This window comes from Rummeliibacillus sp. POC4 (assembly GCF_003576525.1).
In the GTDB taxonomy this organism is placed as follows: Bacteria; Bacillota; Bacilli; order Bacillales_A; family Planococcaceae; genus Rummeliibacillus.
The window spans coordinates 32,835-54,041 of record NZ_QWUA01000022.1; the positions used below are offsets into that span (position 1 = coordinate 32,835).

Consider the following 21,207-nt stretch of genomic DNA (forward strand, 5'->3'; position numbering starts at 1 on the left):
GTGGAAGAAAACTTATAATTCAAGGAGGAATCTCAAAATGAGAATTCAACACAATATCGCGGCTTTAAATACACACCGCAACTTAACTGCAAACCAAGCAGCATCTTCTAAAAACTTGGAAAAATTATCTTCAGGTTTCAAAATTAATCGTGCAGGCGATGACGCTGCAGGTCTTGCAATCTCTGAAAAAATGCGTGGCCAAATCTCTGGTTTAGATATGGCTTCTAAAAACGCTAATGACTCTATCTCTTTAATCCAAACAGCTGAGGGTGCTCTTAACGAAACTCACTCAATTCTACAACGTATGCGTGAATTAGCAGTACAATCTGCCAACGACACAAACGTTAACGATGACCGTGATGCTTTACAAAAAGAAATTTCTCAATTAACTTCAGAAATTGATCGTATTGCAGACACTACTGAGTTCAATACACAAAAATTATTAAATGGTGGTTTCAAAGGTACATTCCAAATTGGTGCTAATGAAGGCCAAACTATGAAAATGGATATCGGCAAAATGGATGCTGCTTCATTAGGTTTAACTAAAACTAATACTTTAGTTGAAGACGTTGCGGTTACAGGTTTAACAGATGGAACTTACACTGTTGATGGAGCAGATGTTAAAGATGCTAACGGTCAAAAAGTAGGTACAGTAGCTACTAATGTATTTACAGCTGCAGATGGCACAACAGCTACAACTTTCTCTGATGCAACTGATATTACTAAAGCAGGCACAACTATTGAAGTTAAAGACGGTAAAGCAACAATTAAACAACCATCTGATGCTGATGTAGCTAAAGTAGCGGCAGGTGAATACAAAGTTGCAGGTGCTTTAGTTCTTAAAGACGGCCAAGAAGTAGGTACATTTACTGGTGGTACAGCAACAATTAAACAAGCTGACGGTTCAACAGTAGATATCACTAATGCTAAACTTGGTACAGCAACTGCATTAGATGACGGTTCAACATTCAAAGTTAACGGTGTGGATATCGCTACACGTGATCAAGCTTCAGGTTCTATCACTGCTATCGACGATGCAATTAAAAAAGTATCTGACCAACGTTCTTCTCTAGGGGCTGTTCAAAACCGTTTAGAACACACAATCAACAATTTAGGTACAGCTTCAGAAAACTTAACAGCTGCTGAATCACGTATTCGTGATACAGATATGGCTGCTGAAATGATGGCGTTCACTAAAAATAACATCTTAACTCAAGCTGCACAATCTATGTTAGCTCAAGCTAACCAACAACCACAAGGTGTTCTTCAATTATTACAATAATTCAAGTAGCCTAATATTTTTTAACGACCTTCCATTAGGAAGGTCGTTTTTTACATGGAGAGATATTTTTAAGAAATTTATATGTAGGGTTTGGTGATTGCTTTTATATAACTTTTCAAAAGATGAGCAATGATGGATAAGTAGAAATAGGAAAATATTCAAAATCATTTTATGGTTATTGTAGTAAAGCAGAAATTAATTTATAGTCAATCAAATTTTAAAAGATTAATTTATTGCATTTTATAATCTCTTGATCAACTTTTACATATTACTACATTTTTCGTAAATCTCTCCGATATTAATTTCAAAGCAATTAAAAGTTGAGGGGAGGAAATACATAATGCGAGTTTCAACAAATGGGACAGTTGATTCAGCAATTTCAAAAGAGATCATTCAAAAAAATAATACATCAATAAATCAAATTTTTCAAAATATCTCATCCTTAAAGCAAAATGAAAATATTTCAGAAATGACCGACAAAAATGGCAATCCAACAAAACAAGCCTATCAAACCGCGGTCAATAAAATGAATGAATTTATGGAGTATTCTCATAAGGATTCTAAATTTGTTTTTCATGATGGATTGGAAAAGTTTTATGTGGAGATAGTCGATTCAAAAACAGATAAGGTGGTTAAAGAAATTCCACCGAAAGAACTGCTAGATGCCTATTACGAAATGCAAAAACTAATTGGAAAAATGTTTGATACAAAAGCTTAAGGAGGAGAAAGTATGGCTTCAGTAAATAATACAACAAATACATCAACAACTTCATCGTATTCTTATTTGCAATATAAGAATAAAATTGGTGGGTTAGTATCTGGTATGGATGTTGACTCCATCATGGAAAAATTGATGAAGGCTGAAAGTGCTCAAATGGAGAAACTTCAGCAACAAAAACAAAAATACGAATGGAAACGAGACGCTTATCGTGAAGTGAATACTGCATTAGATAGTTTCCAGAAGGGTATTTTTGATAATTATGGTTTAAAAAGCTCATGGAATGCGAAAACAGTATCAGCTTCTTCTAGTGCAGTTAGTGCAACCGCAACATCTTCAGCAAATGGTACGATTAACATCACAGAAGCGAAGATGGCAACTGCTGCTCAATCTATTATTGATTTTTCAGCATTAGGGTTTACAGCTGACACAACAATGGCGAGCTTAGGCTTAACTTCATCAGAAGGAAGTTTTTCAATTAGTGCAGTAGACGATTCTGGTAGTTTAATAGAAAAAAAAATTTCTTACAAAGCAACTGATAAAATTAGTGATGTAATGTCTAAAATCAATGCATCAGGAGTCGGAGTCACAGCAATAGCTTCCAAAGGAAGTTTATCTTTAACAGCGAATGTAGAAGGAACAGTAATTGTGGATGGGGTAGACGTTGGCTCTATACAAATAACAAACGATACTAACGGACTGTTTGCAAAATTAGGAGTTTTAGCTGAAGGTAAAGAAGGAAACATTTTAATAAATAAGGGAACTAATGTGACGGAAACGACTCTAGGAACAAGTGGTTATATAGTAGCAAACGGAGTCAAAATTGAAGGAACATCAAACAAATACACAGTTTCTGGATACCAACTAACGATCAACGAAAATATTCAAGCGGGTAATGCTCCTGCTAAAATCACTTCCACAACAGATACAGATAAAATTGTTGATAAGGTAAAGGAATTTGTTGAGACATATAATGGTCTTATTAAAGATCTAAATACTCGTGTATCAGAAAAGAAAAATGTTGATTATGCACCTCTTACGGATGCTCAAAAGGCAGAGATGACAACAGATGAGATTACAAAATGGGAGGCTAAGGCAAAAGCAGGCCTTTTAAAAGGTGATTCTACATTAAATAATGTCCTCTCTAGCATGCGTACAACATTATCAACTTACGGCAGTGATTCGAATGGTAGTAATGATATGTTATTCAAAATCGGCATTACAACTTCTAAAACATATACAGATAACGGTAAACTTGAAATTGACGAAGATAAACTAAAAGCGGCTCTTGAAGATGATCCAGATATCGTATCACGTATTTTTACTGGCGATAGCTCTACTGGTGCTGAAGGGGTTATATCAAAATTACGTACTACTGCTCAAAATGCGGTATCGACCATTAAAAATACAGCAGGTAGTGAAAGTTCTTCTTCTGATTTAACCTACTCATTAGGTAAAACAATCACATCTTTAGACGATAAAATCACTGACTGGAAAGATCGCTTAAAAGACATAGAAGAACGCTACTGGAACCAATTCTCCGCAATGGAGACAGCAATTCAAAAGGCGAATAGTCAATCTTCTATTTTTGATTCATATTAGGCAATAGTTAGTTTTAAATTTAAAGGAGTTGTTTAGTTTGTCAGTACAAAATGCATACAATGCATACAAACAAAATAGTGTTACGACCGCGTCCCCAGGTGAACTGACATTAATGCTTTACAATGGCTGCATCAAATTTATCCATCAAGGGAAAAAGGCGATTGAAGCCAAAGATATTCAAAATCGAAACAAATATATTCAAAAAGCACAAGCGATTATTTCAGAGTTGATGGCTACATTGAATATGGATATTGCCATTTCAAAAGAGATGTTCAATTTATATGAATATATGCACCGTCGTTTAACAGAAGCGAATATCCAAAGTGATACTGCTATTTTGGATGAGGTGGAAGGTCTTGTTATTGAATTCCGCGATACTTGGAAACAAGTCATTCAGATCAATCGTCAAAAGCAATTCTCTGGAGATCATGTGTAATGGAGCTTGTTCAAGAATTTCTACAAGTTTCTGCTCAGTTATATAAACATTTGACGAAGCTTCCTCCTGATAAGGAGCGCGATGAGTATATTCAGAAAATTGATGAGTATTTGGACAAGCGTGGTTCAATTATCGAACAAATTCAACAGCTAGAAGTGAATCCTCTACCGGGTCATCCTTTTGAAAAACAATTGCGTGAACTCGACAAAGGGATTCGTGAACGGCTGAAAAAGGCGAAAGCTGAAATTGTGCAAGATATGAAGAATCTACAGAAAACAAAAAAATCCGAACAGCGTTATGTAGATCCATATTCGAGTGTACGAGTGATGGATGGTACGTATTTTGATGGGCGGAAATAATAGAAACTCAGAAAAGTTCTAGTAAAAGCGATATGTTTTTGCTAGGACTTTTCTTTTTGAGTGTATAAGGTAAGAGGTTTACAAGAAGGAATGCTATTAAATAGTTTGTATAAAGTTTATTTTATTACCATGGATAGGCCCTTTTTCTTAGTAACTATTTCTTTGTGAATTGGGGTAAATATTTCCTTATTTTAAATCTAATAATATTTCATATTCTGTTTTTATTAAAAAACAGTGAATCATAAAAAGATAAATTTTTATTAAATGAAAGAACTTTTAATATTTTCTAATCTTATTTGTATTATAAACATTTTATGGATGTAACCTTTATAATTAAGGGAATATTAAGTTCATAGAATGTTATAGGGTATAAATGAATATGAATATTTTAAGCGAAACATAATAAAATATTCCCATTTTTCAAAACAAAATATAGATTTGTATATGAGTTAAAATCTCAAATTTTTAACATACATTTCTCGAAAATGCTCATAACTCCTTCAATTAATCATAATGGTAGTTTATATCTATTTTTATGTTGAATAGAGTTATTTTGTTGGGTATAGTTGATTATGAATAAATATTTGATAGGGGGATAAAAGTAATGAGTATTAGTAAAAAACTATATTCTGTCTTTTTTATATTAATAGCGTTTATAGCAATTGTTGCAGTTACAGGATATATACAATTAATGAATGTCAAAAATACTTATTCTGACATTTTAAATGACCGAGTAGCGAAGATTACAGAGGTAAAGGATGTACAATATGCTTCAGCGATGCAAGGGGTATATATGCGATCTTATGTATTAGATCCGGAACAAGGAACACTAGATAATCTAAAAAAACAACAGGAAATTATTTCTACGAAAGCAGACGATCTTTCAAACAAATTTTATACAGAGAATATGAAGCAAGAACTTCAAATTATTGAGCAAAATCAAGAGAAATTTTTGGCAAGCTCACAAAGTATTATTGATATGGTGAAAAATGATAAACACGATAAAGCACTTGAAATAATTGATAGTGGAATTCGACCAGCAAATGAAGCCATTCAAATGAGTGTAGACAAAGTTGTCGATTACCAAACGGAACAAATAAAAATAGGTCAACAAGATGCGGAAGTAAAGATACATAAAGGTATTACGTTTATGATAACTATAGCTCTAATTGCATTGTTAGTCGCAATTGTGTGTGCATTATACATAACTAGAAATATTGCTAAACCAGTAAATGCACTGAAAGAAGCTGCTTCTACTATTGCACAAGGTGATTTAACAGAGCCTGATATCATTGTGAATTCTAAAGATGAGATTCATTCTTTAGCGGAATCGTTTAATACAATGAAGAAAAGCTTACAATCATTAATAGCTAATGTAATGTCGAATGTTGAACAAACAACAGCTGCTGCAGAAGAACTTACAGCTAGTACAGATGAAGTGGCTACAGCTTCACAAGATGTAGCGAAGCAATTGGAAATGATTACTGAAGGAGCACACTCAGCTGCTGAAACAGGAAAAGAAAGTGCAGTTGCAGTAGAAGAAACTGCAAGTAGTGTACAAATGATTGCAAGTTCTACACAAGAAGTTCATGGTGGCGCTATAGAAGCACAAACCGTTGCTAAACAAGGCCATCAAACATTACGTACTACATTTAAACAATTAAAAGTTATCCAAGAATCATCAACAGACACAAAAGAAAAAATTCGCAAGTTAAGTCAACAATCCGAAAAAATTGGTAATATCACAAAGGTAATCACAGCAATTACAGACCAAACAAATTTACTAGCTCTCAATGCAGCTATTGAGGCGGCACGTGCGGGTGAACATGGTAAAGGATTTGCAGTGGTGGCAGATGAAGTTCGAAAACTTGCAGAGGAGTCCAAAAAATCTGCAGAACAAATTGTTCGTTTAACAGATGTCATTCAAAAAGATACCGTTGATGTAGAAAAAGCGGTTGAATTGACTGTTTCGAATGTAAATGATGGGGTTGATTTAATACATGAAGCACAACAATCATTCAATGCAATCTTAACTTCTGTTGATACAATGGCGCAAAAAGTAGAACAAGTATCTGCTGCAACACAAGAAGTATCCGCTGCATCTGAAGAAGTTGCCGCATCCGTTCAAGAAATGTCACAATCAGCAGATATGGCAGCAAGTAGTACTGAAACAGTTGCTGCGGCAACGGAAGAACAAGCTGCGACTATTGGTGAAATCAATTCAGTTGCAAAAGCACTGACATCTAATGCTATTCAACTACAAGAGCAAGTACAACAATTTAAAGTTTAATAAGTTGAATGTTTCAAAATGGAGGGGATAATTTTATCCTCTCTTATTTTTTTATTTAAAAATAGATTTGCTGCGATCAAGTTCCATTCTATTAAGTTTATTTTGTAAAAGCATTTTCAATAGGTATAAAAGCGGTTCTTTCTCCATAACTTGAACTATATAAGAATTGATAAGTTTTATTCGTTCAATATACGAAAGATTAAAGGGGAATATATAAATGCAACCAACTATTCTTTATGAAAAATGGCAAGCAGCAAATCTCCCGCGCTATTTAAAACAGGCGCTTTCTTCTATGAAAAGTAATCCGGCTGAGATAAACGATTGCTTCTATCAATATCTCCAATTTGGTACTGCGGGAATGCGTGGTTTACTGGGAGCTGGGACGAATCGCCTTAATATTTTTACCATTAGACGTGTAGCATTTGGTCTAGCACAAACCATCGCTTTCCATGGAAAAGAAGCTAAGCAACGTGGGGTTGTCATATCTTACGATAATCGCCATTTTTCCAAAGAATTTGCGCTAGAAACGGTGAAAGTTCTCGGTGAATATGGGGTGAAGACTTTTATGTTTTCCGAGATGCGACCAACACCTGAGCTATCTTTTGCCATCCGTCACTTACATGCGTATGCGGGGGTGATGATTACGGCTAGCCATAATCCGAAAGAGTATAACGGATTTAAAGTTTATGGAGAAGATGGGGCACAACTAACGCCAGATCATGTCGAGATGATTGTTCATATGATGGACAATGTCTATGATATATTTGCGATTCAAGTAGCTGATCTCGAAGAATTGAAACAAGCTGAACTTCATTCGGAAATTTTAGAGGATATCGATACAGCTTTTCAGCAAAATTTACAAACGATTTCGGAACGCTCTGATGTAAAAAAGGATTTATCCATCGTTTACACACCCCTTCATGGAATTGGGTATATCCCAGTCATGCAAGGGCTAACAAACGCAGGTTTTACAAACGTTCATGTAGTAGAACAGCAAATCATTCAAGACGGTGATTTTCCAACGGTTACATATCCAAATCCAGAAAGTCCAGTTGCATTTGAAATGGCCATTGCATTAGGTAAAGAAGTTTTAGCGGATTTACTATTAGCAACAGATCCGGATTCTGATCGATTAGGCGTTGCAGTTCGAACAAAAGATGGTTATGAGTTGTTAACAGGGAATCAGGTGGGAGCTTTAGTGACTGATTATTTAATTCAAGCAAAACTAGAAAAGAATACATTACCGTTTAATGCAGTTTTGATCAAAACAATCGTCACTTCTGAACTAGGCGCAAAAATAGCAAGTCGATACAATATCGGCACGATTAATACCTTAACAGGCTTTAAATATATCGCAGAGAAAATCCATGAATTTGAGACAACCAACAACTATAGTTATTTGTTTGGGTATGAAGAAAGCTATGGTTATCTTGTGAAAAGTTATGTACGAGACAAAGATGCAGTCCAAATGGCTGTGCTAATTGCAGAGATTGCAGGATATGTTGCAACGAAAGGGCAGAAACTATTAGATGCCTTAGAGGAGTTGTACCAAACATACGGCTATCACCGAGAAGCACTCGTGTCAAAAGTATTCAAAGGGCAAAGTGGTCAACAACAGATAACCGCTATTATGGAAAAATTACGACGCCATTCTCCAAAAAACATTGCTGATATAAACGTAAATTGTGTAGAAGATTACTTAACAGGCAAAGCAAATTTTGCAGATGGTTATAGCGAAGACTTATACTTACCAAAAGAAAATGTCTTAAAGTTTAAATTAGAAGATGAATCTTGGATCGCCATCCGTCCATCCGGTACAGAACCAAAGTGTAAATACTATTTCGGTGTAGTAGGAGAAACTGCGGAAATTGCCGATAAAAAGTTAATTGCCATCCAACAGGCATTTGAAAAGATGAACGATGAAAGTTGTTGAAAAATTACTAAGCTGATAAATCCACCCTGTCTGTATGGATTTTGGGTTTTTATTTACAAAAAATAGGATTAGCCATAGTATCTTTATAATATTCGGTTAACAGTTTCTTCTAAATAGTATATACTTTCAGAGGAAATAAATTTAGAGATTAATGAGTCGCAGTTTAAAGCTATGTAGAGTAAAAAATAAAAAGTCGGATACAAAAATGTAAATTTTTATGAACGCAGGTGAAGAAAAAGTGCAATATAAACGTAAAGAATCATTTCGACATGTACTTGAACGAGATGTAATGGCAAAGTGTAAAATTTCTTCTGTAAACAAAGAGGAGAAAGTATTAGTAGAAACTAAACTTTGCCGTTTGGTAGACCTGAGTCCCAGTGGTGTAAGGATTGCGATACCTGACAGTTTACCGATGGACGAACATCCACTAAAAGTGAAGTTAAACTTTGTACTCTATGCGAAACCAATTTCTGTAGAAGGTATGATTAAGTGGAAAAAGTTGCAAATGGATGATTACTTATATGGTATTGATTTAGAAGCAGATGAAGCGTTGATGGAACTGATTATTTCAGAATTAAAATTACGAAGACACCAAGAAGTGAAAGAGAATATATAGAACGGCTACTGTAGTTCTCACAGAAGAAATGTCTTTTGTGAGAATTTTTTATTTAAATTGTTAAATTTTTATCCGAATGTAATGAATTTACTGACCCTCTAAAAAACTAATAGCTAAAGCCGATATTAAGATTATAAAGATTTTTGTTAAAAAGCTAAGTGTAAAATTACTCTAATAATAGATCTAGGAAAGGGAGGATTCTTGTGCGTTTCAAATCATTCGTTTCAATGGGTGCAGCAGCTGCGTTAATCGTACCGACGCTTATAACAGCAGCAAATCCAGAGTTAGCATATGCAAAAACAGCTTCAAAGACTTCAAAAAAAATTAGTGCAAAAGCAAAGTCAGTAATTGCAAAAATCAAAGCCATCAATCCAAAAAAATCTAACTATGTAACAAAAACAAAATCAGCAGTCAACGCATATAAAAAGCTATCTAGTAAAGATAAAAAGATGGTCTACAACTATGGAACACTAAAAAAACATTGGACTACTGTACAAAATAGAAAAGCAAAGCAAGTAATTACAAAAATCAAAGCGATTAATTCAAAAAAATCAGATTATGTCCTAAAAACAAAATCTGCCTTGAGTGCCTACAATAAACTATCTAAAACCGACAAAAAGAAAGTCACAAACTATTCAACACTCAAAAGACATTGGAAAAACATCCAACCATACCTAAAAAAAGTCGACGCATTCAACAAAAGTGTGGCTACCTTAAACAAAACAAATTTCACAACCAAATCAGTAGCCCTAGAAAAGCAATACGACAACCTAGACAGCATCACCAAAGCAGCAGTCCCAAGCACAACACTGAAAAAACTAAGTTATTATGCAGATGTCGTTGAAACAAAAAAAATGGTGTTTAGGACTTTGGATACAGGTTCGACTACGACTACACCAACAGCTGATTCCACAGATGGATCAGTTATTTTAAATATTATCAATGCTTACAAAAAGTTATCTGGTGCACAACAAACATTGTTAAGAGATTTGTTGGATGACAATCATGAAAACGAAGAAAAAAGACTTGATAGATATTTAGCTTTAGAAGATGTAGTGAAAACTGCAGTTGGTATTGAAAAAAAATATGCGGCTTTAAAACCAGCTAATACTACTAAATATGCTAAGGATTTAGTAGCTTTATATAAAGAATATAATGCTACTGCTGCTGAACCAAAAAGATATATGCCTCATAATAATGAAATTGCTAATATTGGAAATGTATATAAACAGCAAATTGATGATGCAAAAACATTCACAGATATAATCGACAAATTAGATGCTGGAGCTATTCCTACAAATACTGTTATTGATACGATTAAAAATCTTGCACCATATACAGTAAAGGGTATATCTGATTCTAACTCTAACAATCCAACAGTAGCGCCAGTCGATTTAGCTGATACGAAAGTTGTTGCGGCGTATAACAAATATAAGCCAATACCAGAAATTGTAGCTCGATTTAGTCAACTGCCTTTACTAATAGATGTAACTGCAGGAAGTCTATTATCTTCTGAAGTTTCTAACATGGCAGATTTACTGGCACAATATAAAAAATTAGGCGCTAATCAAAAAACGATTGTTCAAGACTTAATCCCAACTAAAAGTGACTATCTGTCAGAAGATAAAAATATCTCAACTGCACAAGCCATTGATAAAAGCTATGATTCAGCATTAAAAAATAAGAATAAACCATCTTATTACAATGACCTTATAAAAGCTTTCAATGCTTATGATAATGCTTTATTAGAAGTACAACGTTTTGTTGTGAATGCGGCTGCCATTAAAGGTATTCCAACTAGGGATGATTATAAAGATGCATTGGATAAAGTAAAGGATTTTAAAGATAAAGTAAATGTAATACCAAACGCTACGAATCCTGAAAATGCTATCGCTACCGCTACAGCTGCCTATAATACGGTTGCCGCAAATCCAGCATGGTTAGCGCTTGTAGATAAAACTGTATTGAAGACGTATAACGAGTATGCAAAAGTTCCGGCTGTTTTAAAATCAGTTTCCAAAATATTAGCTACTACACATTACAAACCAAATGATGTGTTATCTGCTATTAAAGATTATAAAAAATTAGGCGAACCGCAAAGGCAAATTGTGGATAATCTATATCCATCATTCAGTAATCTTGTTGAAGATGAGGCAAATATTAAAGAAGCGAAAAAAATTGACGATTCCTACTTAAAACTGAAAAAATCAAGCAAAACCTACCCTAGTGATGCTAAAAAAGTATTTACTTCTTACGATGATGCTACGGATGATGTGAAGAAATATGTGGCAAACGGAAATAAGATTTCTAAACTATTAGACACAATTACAACTGAGCAACAACGTGTTTCTCACTTTGAAGATTTAGTAAAACTTTTAAGCAAGAAAAGTAGCGTAAAAGATGTAGAAGATGCAGTTGATTACTATACTTATCATATTAGCCAGGATCCTAGGACAATTAGTTTAGTAGATAAAGCAATTATGAAAAAATACAACCAATACGCACCAATTTCAGATGTGGCCAAAATGTTTAGCCTTATTAATGAATCAACTGTTAATTCACCAACAGTTACACCAACTGATGCAAAATATATTCAAAAAGTGATTAAAGCGTACAATGCTTTAGGACCAGATCAACAAATGATTATGGATAATGAGAACCGAACTAAATATCCATTTCTAGAAGATGCTGAGGAAATTACAGCAGCTGAAGTCATTGATAAAGCTTTTGAAAAGATTAAACCAACGGATGATAAATATGAAATTGAAGTTCTTGATGTATTTTACAATCTTTATGATAGAGCATTGCCTATTGTAAAAAAATATGTTGCCAACAAGGCAACATTAGAAGAAGTCGGAGAGCGCTATAAACCACAGTTAGATAAAGCAAGAGAGTTTGAAACGATGGTAACAGATATGTCACATGTAAGCCAAAAAGGGAATACACCAGGTGTCTTAGACGTTAGAAAACTTGAAAAATATTACGAAGACAACATTAAATACAACATTATAAATGCAAAATATAATGTAGCACTTAAGACCTTAATTGACCCCGAAATTATGGCGGAGTATGAAAAGTATTTGCCAATTTTACAAATTCAAGATATAGCCAAGAGTATATATGTACAATACGGAAAATTATTAAATTATGACAATAATAATAAGAATCCAATTGGCTATACGGATACAGGTAAGGTAGGTGGTACACCTATCAAAATTACAAATCCAAATGATATTAATAGTATTTATAAAGCGATTGAGCTTTATAATAAATTAGAGTCTCCACAACGCGCAATACTTGATAAAGCACCAAAATACCTTGGAGACCATGAATATGAAAAGAAATATAATATCTCTTACTCTGGAGATCATAAGGAAGAGGAAGTTGTTCGTCCATCGATTCCATTGAGTGACGATGAAATTAAGAATTTCTTAAAAGCACAAGAAATCGATAAAGCATTCGAAGCTTTAAATCCATCAAGTTCATCTTACCCACTAGAAGCCGTTAAATTGTATTATCAATTTAATAAGGCTGGAAAGAATGTTCAAATCTATGTAATACATGAAAAGGAAATAAAAGATTTTGAAAATAATTATAAAACAGGAAAAATAATAAAAGGATTAGAGGAATTTGTTGTAGCAGTTAATGCGTTAGATAATGATAGTTCGTATAGTGATGTAAAAGCTGTTGTCGATAAGTACAACAACTTAAACGAAGCTCAATTAGCTTTATTAGATAAACCAACTTTGACAAAATACAATAGCTATGCACCAATTGTTGAATTGAATACGTTAGCAGGCAAAGTAAATAACCCTGTGAATGGAAAATACACGGAAGCTGACATAAATATAATGCTACAAGCCATCTCAATTTACAAAAAGCTCGGTAAAGATCCTAAAGCAATCGCAACTAGAGAAGTTGTTCCAAATTATGCCTTTTTAAACCACGAAAAAGAGATTAAAGCTGCCCAAAAAATTGATAAAAGCTTTAAGGCTTTGGATAAGAGTGATGACAAATACGTATCAAATCTTAAAAAAGTGATTAATGACTTTGATAATTTATCTGACGACGCTAAAAAATATGTGATATCAGATATTAATGGTGCAAAAGAATCTTTAGTATATAAAACACCAAAACAGGATGCAGAGGATTTTGAAAAATTAGTTACTGCTTTACTTGATAAGTACCCAATGTACTATAAAGATGTAAAAGAAGTTGTAGATAAATATAGAGATTTAAAATCTAAAGCAAAATCATTAGTAGATAGTAATATATTAAAGACCTACAACAAATACGAACCGATTGTAACGATAGTGGAAACGTTGAAAAATATAGAGCCTAGTAGCGATCCAAGCAACGAGAAAGATGGGTATTATAAAACTATATATCCAAAAAGGGATGTAGGTAGTGAAATTTCAGATGCTATTAAGTTATACGGTAAGCTAGGGGTGGATCAAAAAAATGTTATTAATGATACGACAATTCCTGATCCTCTGAATGCTAATCAATTAGCTCTATTAAAAGAAGCATCAAATATTAAAGCTGCTCAAGATCTAGATAAGAAAATAGCATCCATTAAAAAAGGATCTTCAGGCTATGTAAAAGCCGTTATAGATGCCAATAAAACCCTTAAGGTAATGCCTGGCGAGCAAAAGGTATACCTTCTAAACTCAGATACTCTTAACGGGTACGCCACTACTAAACAAATAGAACAAGCTATTACTGATTTAAGTGACTTTGAAACAGGTGTTGATAATGTTGAAGAGTTATCATCTGATGCACAAAATAATAAACAAAGTATTATTGAGAAATTAGTAGCTCTTGTAGATTTATATAACAAATTAAATACACCGAGATTAATAGATGGTGCTGAAACCAAATTATCTACATTAATTGATCGGAAAAAATTAGCACGTTATCAATATTTTATAGCAGTATATGACATCATGAATTTAATCAAAAAAAATTAGGAATGTGTTCTTAGTTAAGCCTCTTTCGATATGAAAGAGGCTTTTTAGTGTTACAGACGTTCCCTGATACTAGATTAATCAATTTTATCCGCTCTTTCCCCAGATTTATCCGCTAGTTTAAGATTTTTATCCGCTCCCATGATGGAGTTATCCGCTCCATTTCAAAGTGTATCCGCTCTCTCATCAATTTACGTCATTTAAAATGCTTCAAAAGCTGATTTTTCTCCACAAATGTATATGCATTCCTTACTTAAGCATCAAAATATATTCCACTAATTTATAAAAGCTTCTAAATATTTACTTTAATTATTCGATATTAAAAATAAAGGTATTAGACACGACAGTATGTTCATACATATAAGGTAGGACGGTGGATTGGTTGGAATATCGACGCAAGGAATATTTTCGGCATGTTTTAATTCATGAAGTACCGGTTACTTATAGTTTTAAAAGGGATGGAATGATGATCTTTCGAAAAGGACAGATCATCGATATTAGCCCAAGTGGTTTGAAGATGTTTACAGAAGTTGACTTATCTTCTAATAGTGAAATGTATGATTTAGATTTGTCATTTATTTTATTTTCGAAGTCTATCAATGTCAAAGGGGATATTCGCTGGAAAAAGGCATTTGGTGATGGATATTATTATGGCATTGATATGAATAATGTCGAACAACATCAAGAATTGATTATTTCGGAGTTAAAATTGCGACGAAAGAAAGAGGTTTTTGAGGAAAAAAGACAAAATCTATAATATTTCTGTTCAAAAATATGTAAAAAATAAAATGTTTTTTTATGTTTCAAGAAGGGTTTTTTAGGGTAATGTAGAATATGTAAGTATGGTTGAATAAAGGAGGAGTTTACATGCTAACATTTAACATTCGTGGTGAAAACATTGAGGTAACTCCAGCAATTCGAGAGTATGTTGAGTCAAAAATTCAAAAATTAGAACGTTATTTCAATAATGATCTAACAGCTACAGCTAATGTGAATTTGAAAGTCTACAATGACAAAAGTACAAAAGTAGAAGTAACAATTCCGATGAAAAATTTAACTTTACGAGCTGAAGAACGTAATGCTGATATGTATGCAGCCGTTGATTTAATCACTGGTAAACTGGAACGCCAAATTCGTAAACATAAAACAAAAGTAAACCGCAGATTCCGTGATCGTGAAGGTGTGGGTGTGTACTTTGCAAATGTTCAAGCTGAAAAGGCACCTACAGCAGTTGCTACGGATACAGAAGAAGATTTCTCAGTAGTCCGTACAAAGCAATTCTCTTTAAAACCAATGGATCAGGAGGAAGCTATTCTTCAAATGAATCTTCTTGGCCATGATTTCTACATTTACACTGATGCCGACTCTGATGCAACCAATATTGTATATAAACGAAAAGACGGAAAATACGGTCTTATCGAAACAAATTAGTTCATGTGTAACCCCTTATCGGTTACTAATATACAACCCAGCTGTTTAAAATAGACAGCTGGGTTTCCTTTTATGATTTGGAATCTATCTGTAAATGTTTTTTTAACGTATTAGAAACTTCTGTTAACTCATTTGAGTCCATCATATAATACCAAACACCATGAATTGTTTTGCCTTTTCCTTTTTCAAAATGAATTTGTTGGATATTACTTAACGATTCTCTGTAACTTTGCTGCAATTCTTTTATTTGATCAAATGTAAGATTTGTTGAAATGTTATTGCCAAGAATGTCAAATATATTTTGATATTTTAATAATGTCTTCAAAGATGTACCTTCTTCAATAACGGCTTGAATGACTTGTTTCTGCCGATTTTGTCTTCCAAAATCACCTTGAGGATCTTCTTTTCTCATTCGTACATAGGCTAAAGCAGCTTCTCCATCTAAAGTGATGTCACCTTTTTTAAAAGTGTAATTACCTTCTTGAAAAGCCAGTGCATTTTCAACCTGTATGCCACCAACTGTATTAATCACTTGTTCAAAGCCTTCCATATTTACTTTTGCTACGTAGTCAATTGGAATATTTAATAATTTTTCAACAGAGTTCATCGACATCTCGATTCCGCCGAATGCATAGGCATGGTTAATCTTATCTTTTATATTTTTTCCTACTATTTGTGTATACGTGTCACGAGGAATGCTCACCATTAACGTATTATTAGTTTGAGGATTGACAGATAAGACAATCATTGTATCAGAGCGTCCACTATCTCTTTGTCGCTCGTCTACCCCAAGTAGTAGGATGGAAAACGGTTGTCGTTCTTCTAATTCAACGGGTTCTGTTCTTGATATACTGGAATTTCGTTCTACAGGTGTATGAATTTCATCAAAAGTTGACATAGCCTGATCATAAACGGAATAAGCAATGATGCCAGTTATGATTAGAATAATTGTAATAATACCTAAACACCATCTCAATAATCTTCGCATTGTATCTCTTCCTTTCTTTTATTTTCCTATGAAAGTATGTAGAACCTAATCTTCTTCTAGTATTCTCCTTTTTAGTTTATGCGACTAAAATCTTATTTAATCTATTTACCGCTTATTAAAATATGTGGTGATTATAAAATATAGAATTGCTAGTTTCTGCGAGAAAACAGTGAACAATTTACAGAGAAAATAGGCTTTTTTTCTGTGTTTTAAGTGGGAAGTCCTTTCATACAGCAAATAAGAAAGATTAATAGTTATCGTTCGTTTGCACTAAAATATCAAACAGTGTTAAAATAAGGGTTGAGACTATATAGGATGTGAAAATCGATGCCTGGCATATTGAATAAAATTTTTGATCCAAATAAAAAAGAACTTAAACACTTAGAAAAAGTTGCACATGCAGTAGAAGCATTTGCTAAAGATATGGAAAAACTTTCTGATGAACAATTAAAAGCAAAAACAGAAGAATTTTATCAACGTTATTCAAACGGTGAAGATTTAGACAGTATTCGACCAGAAGCTTTTGCCGTTGTTCGTGAAGCCTCTAGACGTGTACTTGGCATGTATCCGTACCCTGTACAAATTATGGGGGGCGCAACTTTACATGAAGGTAACATTGCAGAGATGAAAACTGGTGAAGGTAAAACATTAACATCAACTTTACCTGTATATTTAAATGCACTTACTCATAAAGGTGTACATGTTGTTACTGTCAATGAATACTTAGCTACTCGTGATGCTGAAACAATGCGTCCATTATATGAATTTTTAGGTTTAACAGTTGGCATTAACTTAAATAGCATGTCAAAAGATGAAAAACGTGAAGCTTATGCTTGCGACATTACTTATAGTACAAACAATGAACTTGGTTTTGACTACTTACGTGATAATATGGTTCTTTACAAAGAAGAACGTGTTCAACGTCCTCTTTACTATGCTGTAATCGATGAAGTTGACTCTATTTTAATCGATGAAGCACGTACGCCATTAATCATTTCTGGTCAAGCTAATAAGTCAGCTGCTCTTTATAAACAATCCAATGCTTTTGTTCGTACATTGAAAAAAGATGAAGATTACAATTATGATGTTGAAACAAAAGGTGTTACATTAACCGAACAAGGTATTGAAAAGGCTGAAAGAGCTTTTAATATTGATAATTTGTTTGATTTGACTCATGTTGGTTTAAACCATGCCATCAACCAATCTTTAAAAGCACACGCAAGTATGCATTTGGATGTTGATTACGTAGTACAAGATGGTGAAATTTTAATCGTCGATTCATTTACTGGACGTATTATGCAAGGTCGTCGTTATTCAGAAGGACTTCACCAAGCGATTGAAGCAAAAGAAGGCGTAGAAATTCAAAACGAATCTATGACAATGGCGACAATCACATTCCAAAACTACTTCCGTATGTATGAAAAATTATCTGGTATGACAGGTACAGCTAAAACGGAAGAAGAAGAATTCCGTAATATATACAATATGTACGTTGTTGTTATTCCTACGAACAGACCGATTGCTCGTGATGACCGCCCTGATTTAATCTATGCTACAATGCAAGGAAAATTCGAAGCTGTAGCTAATGATATTGCAGAGCGTCATAAAAAAGGTCAACCAGTTCTTGTAGGTACTGTTGCTATTGAAACTTCTGAGTTAATCTCACACTTATTGTCAAAACGTGGTATTCCTCATAACGTTTTGAACGCTAAAAACCATGAACGTGAAGCTGAAATCGTAGCAGAAGCAGGTCAAAAAGGTGCGGTTACCATCGCAACAAACATGGCCGGTCGTGGTACCGATATTAAACTTGGTGAAGGTGTTCTAGAACTTGGCGGTTTAGCTGTCATTGGTACAGAACGTCATGAATCACGTCGTATCGATAACCAATTACGTGGTCGTGCCGGACGTCAAGGGGATCCTGGTGTAACACAATTCTATCTTTCACTTGAAGATGAATTGATGAAACGTTTCGGTTCTGAAAGCATGAAAAATATGATGACAAAATTAGGTATGGATGATTCTCAACCAATCCAATCTAAAATGGTCTCTAGAGCTGTAGAATCTGCACAAAAACGTGTTGAAGGTAATAACTTCGATGCTCGTAAACGTTTATTGCAATACGATGATGTTTTACGTCAACAACGTGAAATTATCTACAAAGAACGTTATGAAGTGCTAGAAACTGAAAATATGCGTGCATTAGTTGAATCCATGATCGATGAAGTTTTAGTAAATGCTGTTCATTCTTATACTGCAGAAGAAAATGCACATGACTGGAACTTAACTGGCCTAGCAAACTTTGTAGCAGCTAACTTACTTCCTGAAGGTGTCGTAACTGCTGATAGTCTTGCGGGTAAATCTCCAGAAGATATCATCGAATATCTTCGTGCTGAAGTGAAAAAAGAATATGACCGCAAAGAAGAAGAACTTTCTCCAGAACGTATGCGTGAGTTCGAAAAAGTTATCTTACTTCGTGGAATTGATTCTAAATGGATTGACCACATTGATGCTATGGACCAATTGCGTCAAGGTATCCACTTACGTGCGTATGCACAAACAGATCCACTTCGCGAATATCAATCTGAAGGTTTTGCAATGTTCGAAGCAATGGTTGATGCCATCCGTGCAGATGTTGCAAAATATGCGATGAAAGCTGAAATCCGTAGCAACTTAGAACGTGAAGAAGTGGCAAAAGGTGAAGCTGTTAATCCAAAAACTGAAGAAAATGGTCCTGCTAAACGTAAACCAATCCGTAAAAAACAAGAAGTTGGCCGTAATGACCTATGTCCTTGTGGCAGCGGTAAAAAATACAAAAACTGTCATGGTGCTATTCAATAGCATCTTAAAAGATTCATATCGTACACTCCCTAAGTTCTCGTAACTTCAGAGTGTCACTTACAAAGGGGCTGTCCGAAAACTCATTTTCGGACAACTCCTTTATGCCTTTCTATAAATGCATAGCTGCTTCATGGAGATGGATGGAATTGAGTTGTGCAAAAAGAAGCGTGAGTTGTGCAAAAGGGAGCCTGAGTTGTGCAAAAGGGAGCCTGAGTTGTGCAAAAGGGAGTGAGTTGTGCAAAAAGGAGTCCGAGTTGTGCAAAAGGGAGCCTGAGTTGTGCAAAATGAAGCGTGAGTTGTGCAAAAGGGAGTCCGAATTGTGACAATCAGTCTCCGAGTTGTGCAAAACAATTCTCAAGTTATAAAACGCACACTAACTTACTGTAAACAATCTTTCACCATATCAAATCCAGCTTATCACTACAAAATAAGCTATAAACTTAGATAAATAATTACTAATAATGCTCTTAATCGTCCGCGACAAATAAAAAGTTAAACATTTAACCTTTCCCGCGAACATGGAGTATACACATAAATATGAAATAATTTTGGAGGAATAAAAAATGATCGAATTATCAGATGTTCGAAATGAGTTAGATAATACCGCTAAAAAATTAGCAGACTTTAGGGGGTCTCTTTGACTTAGAAAACAAAGAGGCTCGTATACAAGAACTAGATGAACTAATGCTTGAACCTTCCTTCTGGGATGATCAAAATAATGCTCAAAAAATTATTAATGAGTCGAAAGGTTTAAAAGACATCGTCAATGAATTTTACGCATTAGTAGAAACACAGGAAAATCTTGAAATGACATTAGAGTTATTAAAAGAAGAACCTGATGAAGAATTGCAACAAGAACTTGGCGAAGAAATGAAAGATTTCACTAATCGTACAGCTGAATTCGAATTACAATTACTTTTGAGCGATCCATATGATCAAAACAATGCCATTTTAGAATTACATCCAGGCGCTGGTGGTACAGAATCACAAGACTGGGGTACAATGCTTTTACGTATGTATACACGCTGGGCTGAAAAACATGATTTTAAAGTGGAAACATTGGACTATTTACCAGGTGATGAAGCAGGCCTTAAATCTGTAACGCTTGCAATTAGAGGCCATAATGCGTATGGCTATTTAAAAGCGGAAAAAGGTGTTCACCGGCTAGTTCGTATTTCTCCATTCGATGCAGCTGGTCGTCGTCACACATCCTTCGTTTCTTGTGACGTAATGCCAGAATTTACGGATGAAATTGCTGTTGAAATTCGTCCCGAAGATTTAAAGGTTGATACGTATCGTTCAACTGGTGCAGGCGGTCAACATATCAACAAAACGGAATCTGCTGTCCGTATTCACCATTTACCAACCGGAGTTGTCGTAGCATGCCAAGCGGAACGTTCTCAAATTAAAAACCGTGAAAAAGCAATGAGCATGCTGCAAGCAAAATTGTATCAACTAAAAGTAGAAGAACAACAAGCTCATTTAGATGATATTCGTGGCGAACAAAAAGAGATTGGTTGGAGTAGCCAAATTCGCTCTTACGTATTCCACCCATACTCAATGGTGAAAGATCACCGCACCAATACTGAAACAGGTAACGTCCAAGCCGTTATGGACGGTGACATCGACCAATTTATCAATGCCTACTTACGCTCACAACTATAATTAAAGGAAAAAAGCCAACAATTCGTTGGCTTTTTCATTCTCCACAAAAGAAGCAATCAACAACCTTGAAAAAGAAATA

14 protein-coding genes are annotated in these 21,207 nt (G+C 34.4%); 13 read left to right on the top strand and 1 reads right to left on the bottom strand.

What is annotated here, in order from left to right; translation table 11 throughout:
- Positions 1-37: 37 nt before the first annotated feature.
- The 11 genes from D1606_RS08700 (at position 38) to hpf (ending at position 15,634) form a co-directional block, all read left to right on the top strand.
- Positions 38-1,282, top strand: a complete 1,245-nt coding sequence (locus D1606_RS08700) for a flagellin N-terminal helical domain-containing protein (protein ID WP_119415621.1) — start codon at positions 38-40, stop codon at positions 1,280-1,282.
- A gap of 340 nt (positions 1,283-1,622) precedes the next feature.
- Positions 1,623-2,000, top strand: coding sequence for a flagellar protein FlaG (locus D1606_RS08705; protein WP_119415622.1), 378 nt, complete (start codon positions 1,623-1,625; stop codon positions 1,998-2,000).
- A gap of 12 nt (positions 2,001-2,012) precedes the next feature.
- A complete protein-coding gene (gene fliD, locus D1606_RS08710; RefSeq protein WP_119415623.1) occupies positions 2,013-3,602 on the top strand; it encodes a flagellar filament capping protein FliD in 1,590 nt (529 codons plus the stop codon).
- A gap of 37 nt (positions 3,603-3,639) precedes the next feature.
- Entirely contained in the window at positions 3,640-4,038 is a 399-nt protein-coding gene (gene fliS / locus D1606_RS08715) for a flagellar export chaperone FliS (RefSeq protein WP_119415624.1), read from the top strand.
- The gene (fliT, locus tag D1606_RS08720; RefSeq protein WP_119415625.1) at positions 4,038-4,397 is read left to right on the top strand and encodes a flagellar protein FliT; all 360 of its coding nucleotides are present in this window, start codon (positions 4,038-4,040) and stop codon (positions 4,395-4,397) included. The genes fliS and fliT overlap by 1 nt, the downstream gene beginning before the upstream one ends.
- A 604-nt stretch (positions 4,398-5,001) precedes the next feature.
- Positions 5,002-6,687 carry a methyl-accepting chemotaxis protein gene (locus tag D1606_RS08725; protein ID WP_119415626.1) on the top strand — a complete coding sequence of 562 codons (1,686 nt, stop codon included), beginning with the start codon at positions 5,002-5,004 and terminating at the stop codon, positions 6,685-6,687.
- Positions 6,688-6,904: 217 nt separating this feature from the next.
- Entirely contained in the window at positions 6,905-8,620 is a 1,716-nt protein-coding gene (locus tag D1606_RS08730) for a phospho-sugar mutase (RefSeq protein WP_119415627.1), read from the top strand.
- Between the two features lie 238 nt (positions 8,621-8,858).
- Positions 8,859-9,236 (top strand): PilZ domain-containing protein, encoded by a 378-nt coding sequence (locus D1606_RS08735; RefSeq protein WP_158582347.1) that lies wholly within the window; start codon positions 8,859-8,861, stop codon positions 9,234-9,236.
- A 203-nt stretch (positions 9,237-9,439) separates the two neighbouring features.
- Positions 9,440-14,206 carry a hypothetical protein gene (locus tag D1606_RS08740; RefSeq protein ID WP_119415629.1) on the top strand — a complete coding sequence of 1,589 codons (4,767 nt, stop codon included), beginning with the start codon at positions 9,440-9,442 and terminating at the stop codon, positions 14,204-14,206.
- A gap of 370 nt (positions 14,207-14,576) precedes the next feature.
- Positions 14,577-14,960, top strand: a complete 384-nt coding sequence (locus tag D1606_RS08745; RefSeq protein ID WP_119415630.1) for a PilZ domain-containing protein — start codon at positions 14,577-14,579, stop codon at positions 14,958-14,960.
- Between the two features lie 110 nt (positions 14,961-15,070).
- Positions 15,071-15,634, top strand: a complete 564-nt coding sequence (gene hpf, locus D1606_RS08750) for a ribosome hibernation-promoting factor, HPF/YfiA family (protein ID WP_119415631.1) — start codon at positions 15,071-15,073, stop codon at positions 15,632-15,634.
- 70 nt (positions 15,635-15,704) lie between these two features.
- Here hpf and D1606_RS08755 read toward each other — a convergent pair whose 3' ends face one another.
- Entirely contained in the window at positions 15,705-16,622 is a 918-nt protein-coding gene (locus tag D1606_RS08755; RefSeq protein ID WP_119415632.1) for an LCP family glycopolymer transferase, read from the bottom strand.
- A 327-nt stretch (positions 16,623-16,949) separates the two neighbouring features.
- On the opposite strand from D1606_RS08755, the gene secA reads away from it, so the two are divergent.
- On the top strand, positions 16,950-19,463 hold the full coding sequence (gene secA / locus D1606_RS08760) for a preprotein translocase subunit SecA (protein WP_119415633.1): 2,514 nt from the start codon (positions 16,950-16,952) through the stop codon (positions 19,461-19,463).
- Positions 19,464-20,029: 566 nt separating this feature from the next.
- Positions 20,030-21,128 (top strand): peptide chain release factor 2 gene (prfB, locus tag D1606_RS08765; RefSeq protein WP_119415641.1). Its coding sequence is split into 2 segments (ribosomal slippage): positions 20,030-20,101 and positions 20,103-21,128, totalling 1,098 coding nucleotides; the frame shifts between segments, so codons are not numbered across the junction.
- Positions 21,129-21,207 lie beyond the last annotated feature (79 nt).

What these genes read in the sequence shown, in the direction of transcription:
- D1606_RS08755 (WP_119415632.1), bottom strand. Translation starts at nt 16,622, where the DNA reads ATGCGAAGATTATTGAGATGGTGTTTAGGTATTATTACAATTATTCTA.
- D1606_RS08705 (WP_119415622.1), top strand. Translation starts at nt 1,623, where the DNA reads ATGCGAGTTTCAACAAATGGGACAGTTGATTCAGCAATTTCAAAAGAG.
- D1606_RS08730 (WP_119415627.1), top strand. Translation starts at nt 6,905, where the DNA reads ATGCAACCAACTATTCTTTATGAAAAATGGCAAGCAGCAAATCTCCCG.
- fliT (WP_119415625.1), top strand. Translation starts at nt 4,038, where the DNA reads ATGGAGCTTGTTCAAGAATTTCTACAAGTTTCTGCTCAGTTATATAAA.
- D1606_RS08700 (WP_119415621.1), top strand. Translation starts at nt 38, where the DNA reads ATGAGAATTCAACACAATATCGCGGCTTTAAATACACACCGCAACTTA.
- D1606_RS08725 (WP_119415626.1), top strand. Translation starts at nt 5,002, where the DNA reads ATGAGTATTAGTAAAAAACTATATTCTGTCTTTTTTATATTAATAGCG.
- secA (WP_119415633.1), top strand. Translation starts at nt 16,950, where the DNA reads ATGCCTGGCATATTGAATAAAATTTTTGATCCAAATAAAAAAGAACTT.
- fliD (WP_119415623.1), top strand. Translation starts at nt 2,013, where the DNA reads ATGGCTTCAGTAAATAATACAACAAATACATCAACAACTTCATCGTAT.
- hpf (WP_119415631.1), top strand. Translation starts at nt 15,071, where the DNA reads ATGCTAACATTTAACATTCGTGGTGAAAACATTGAGGTAACTCCAGCA.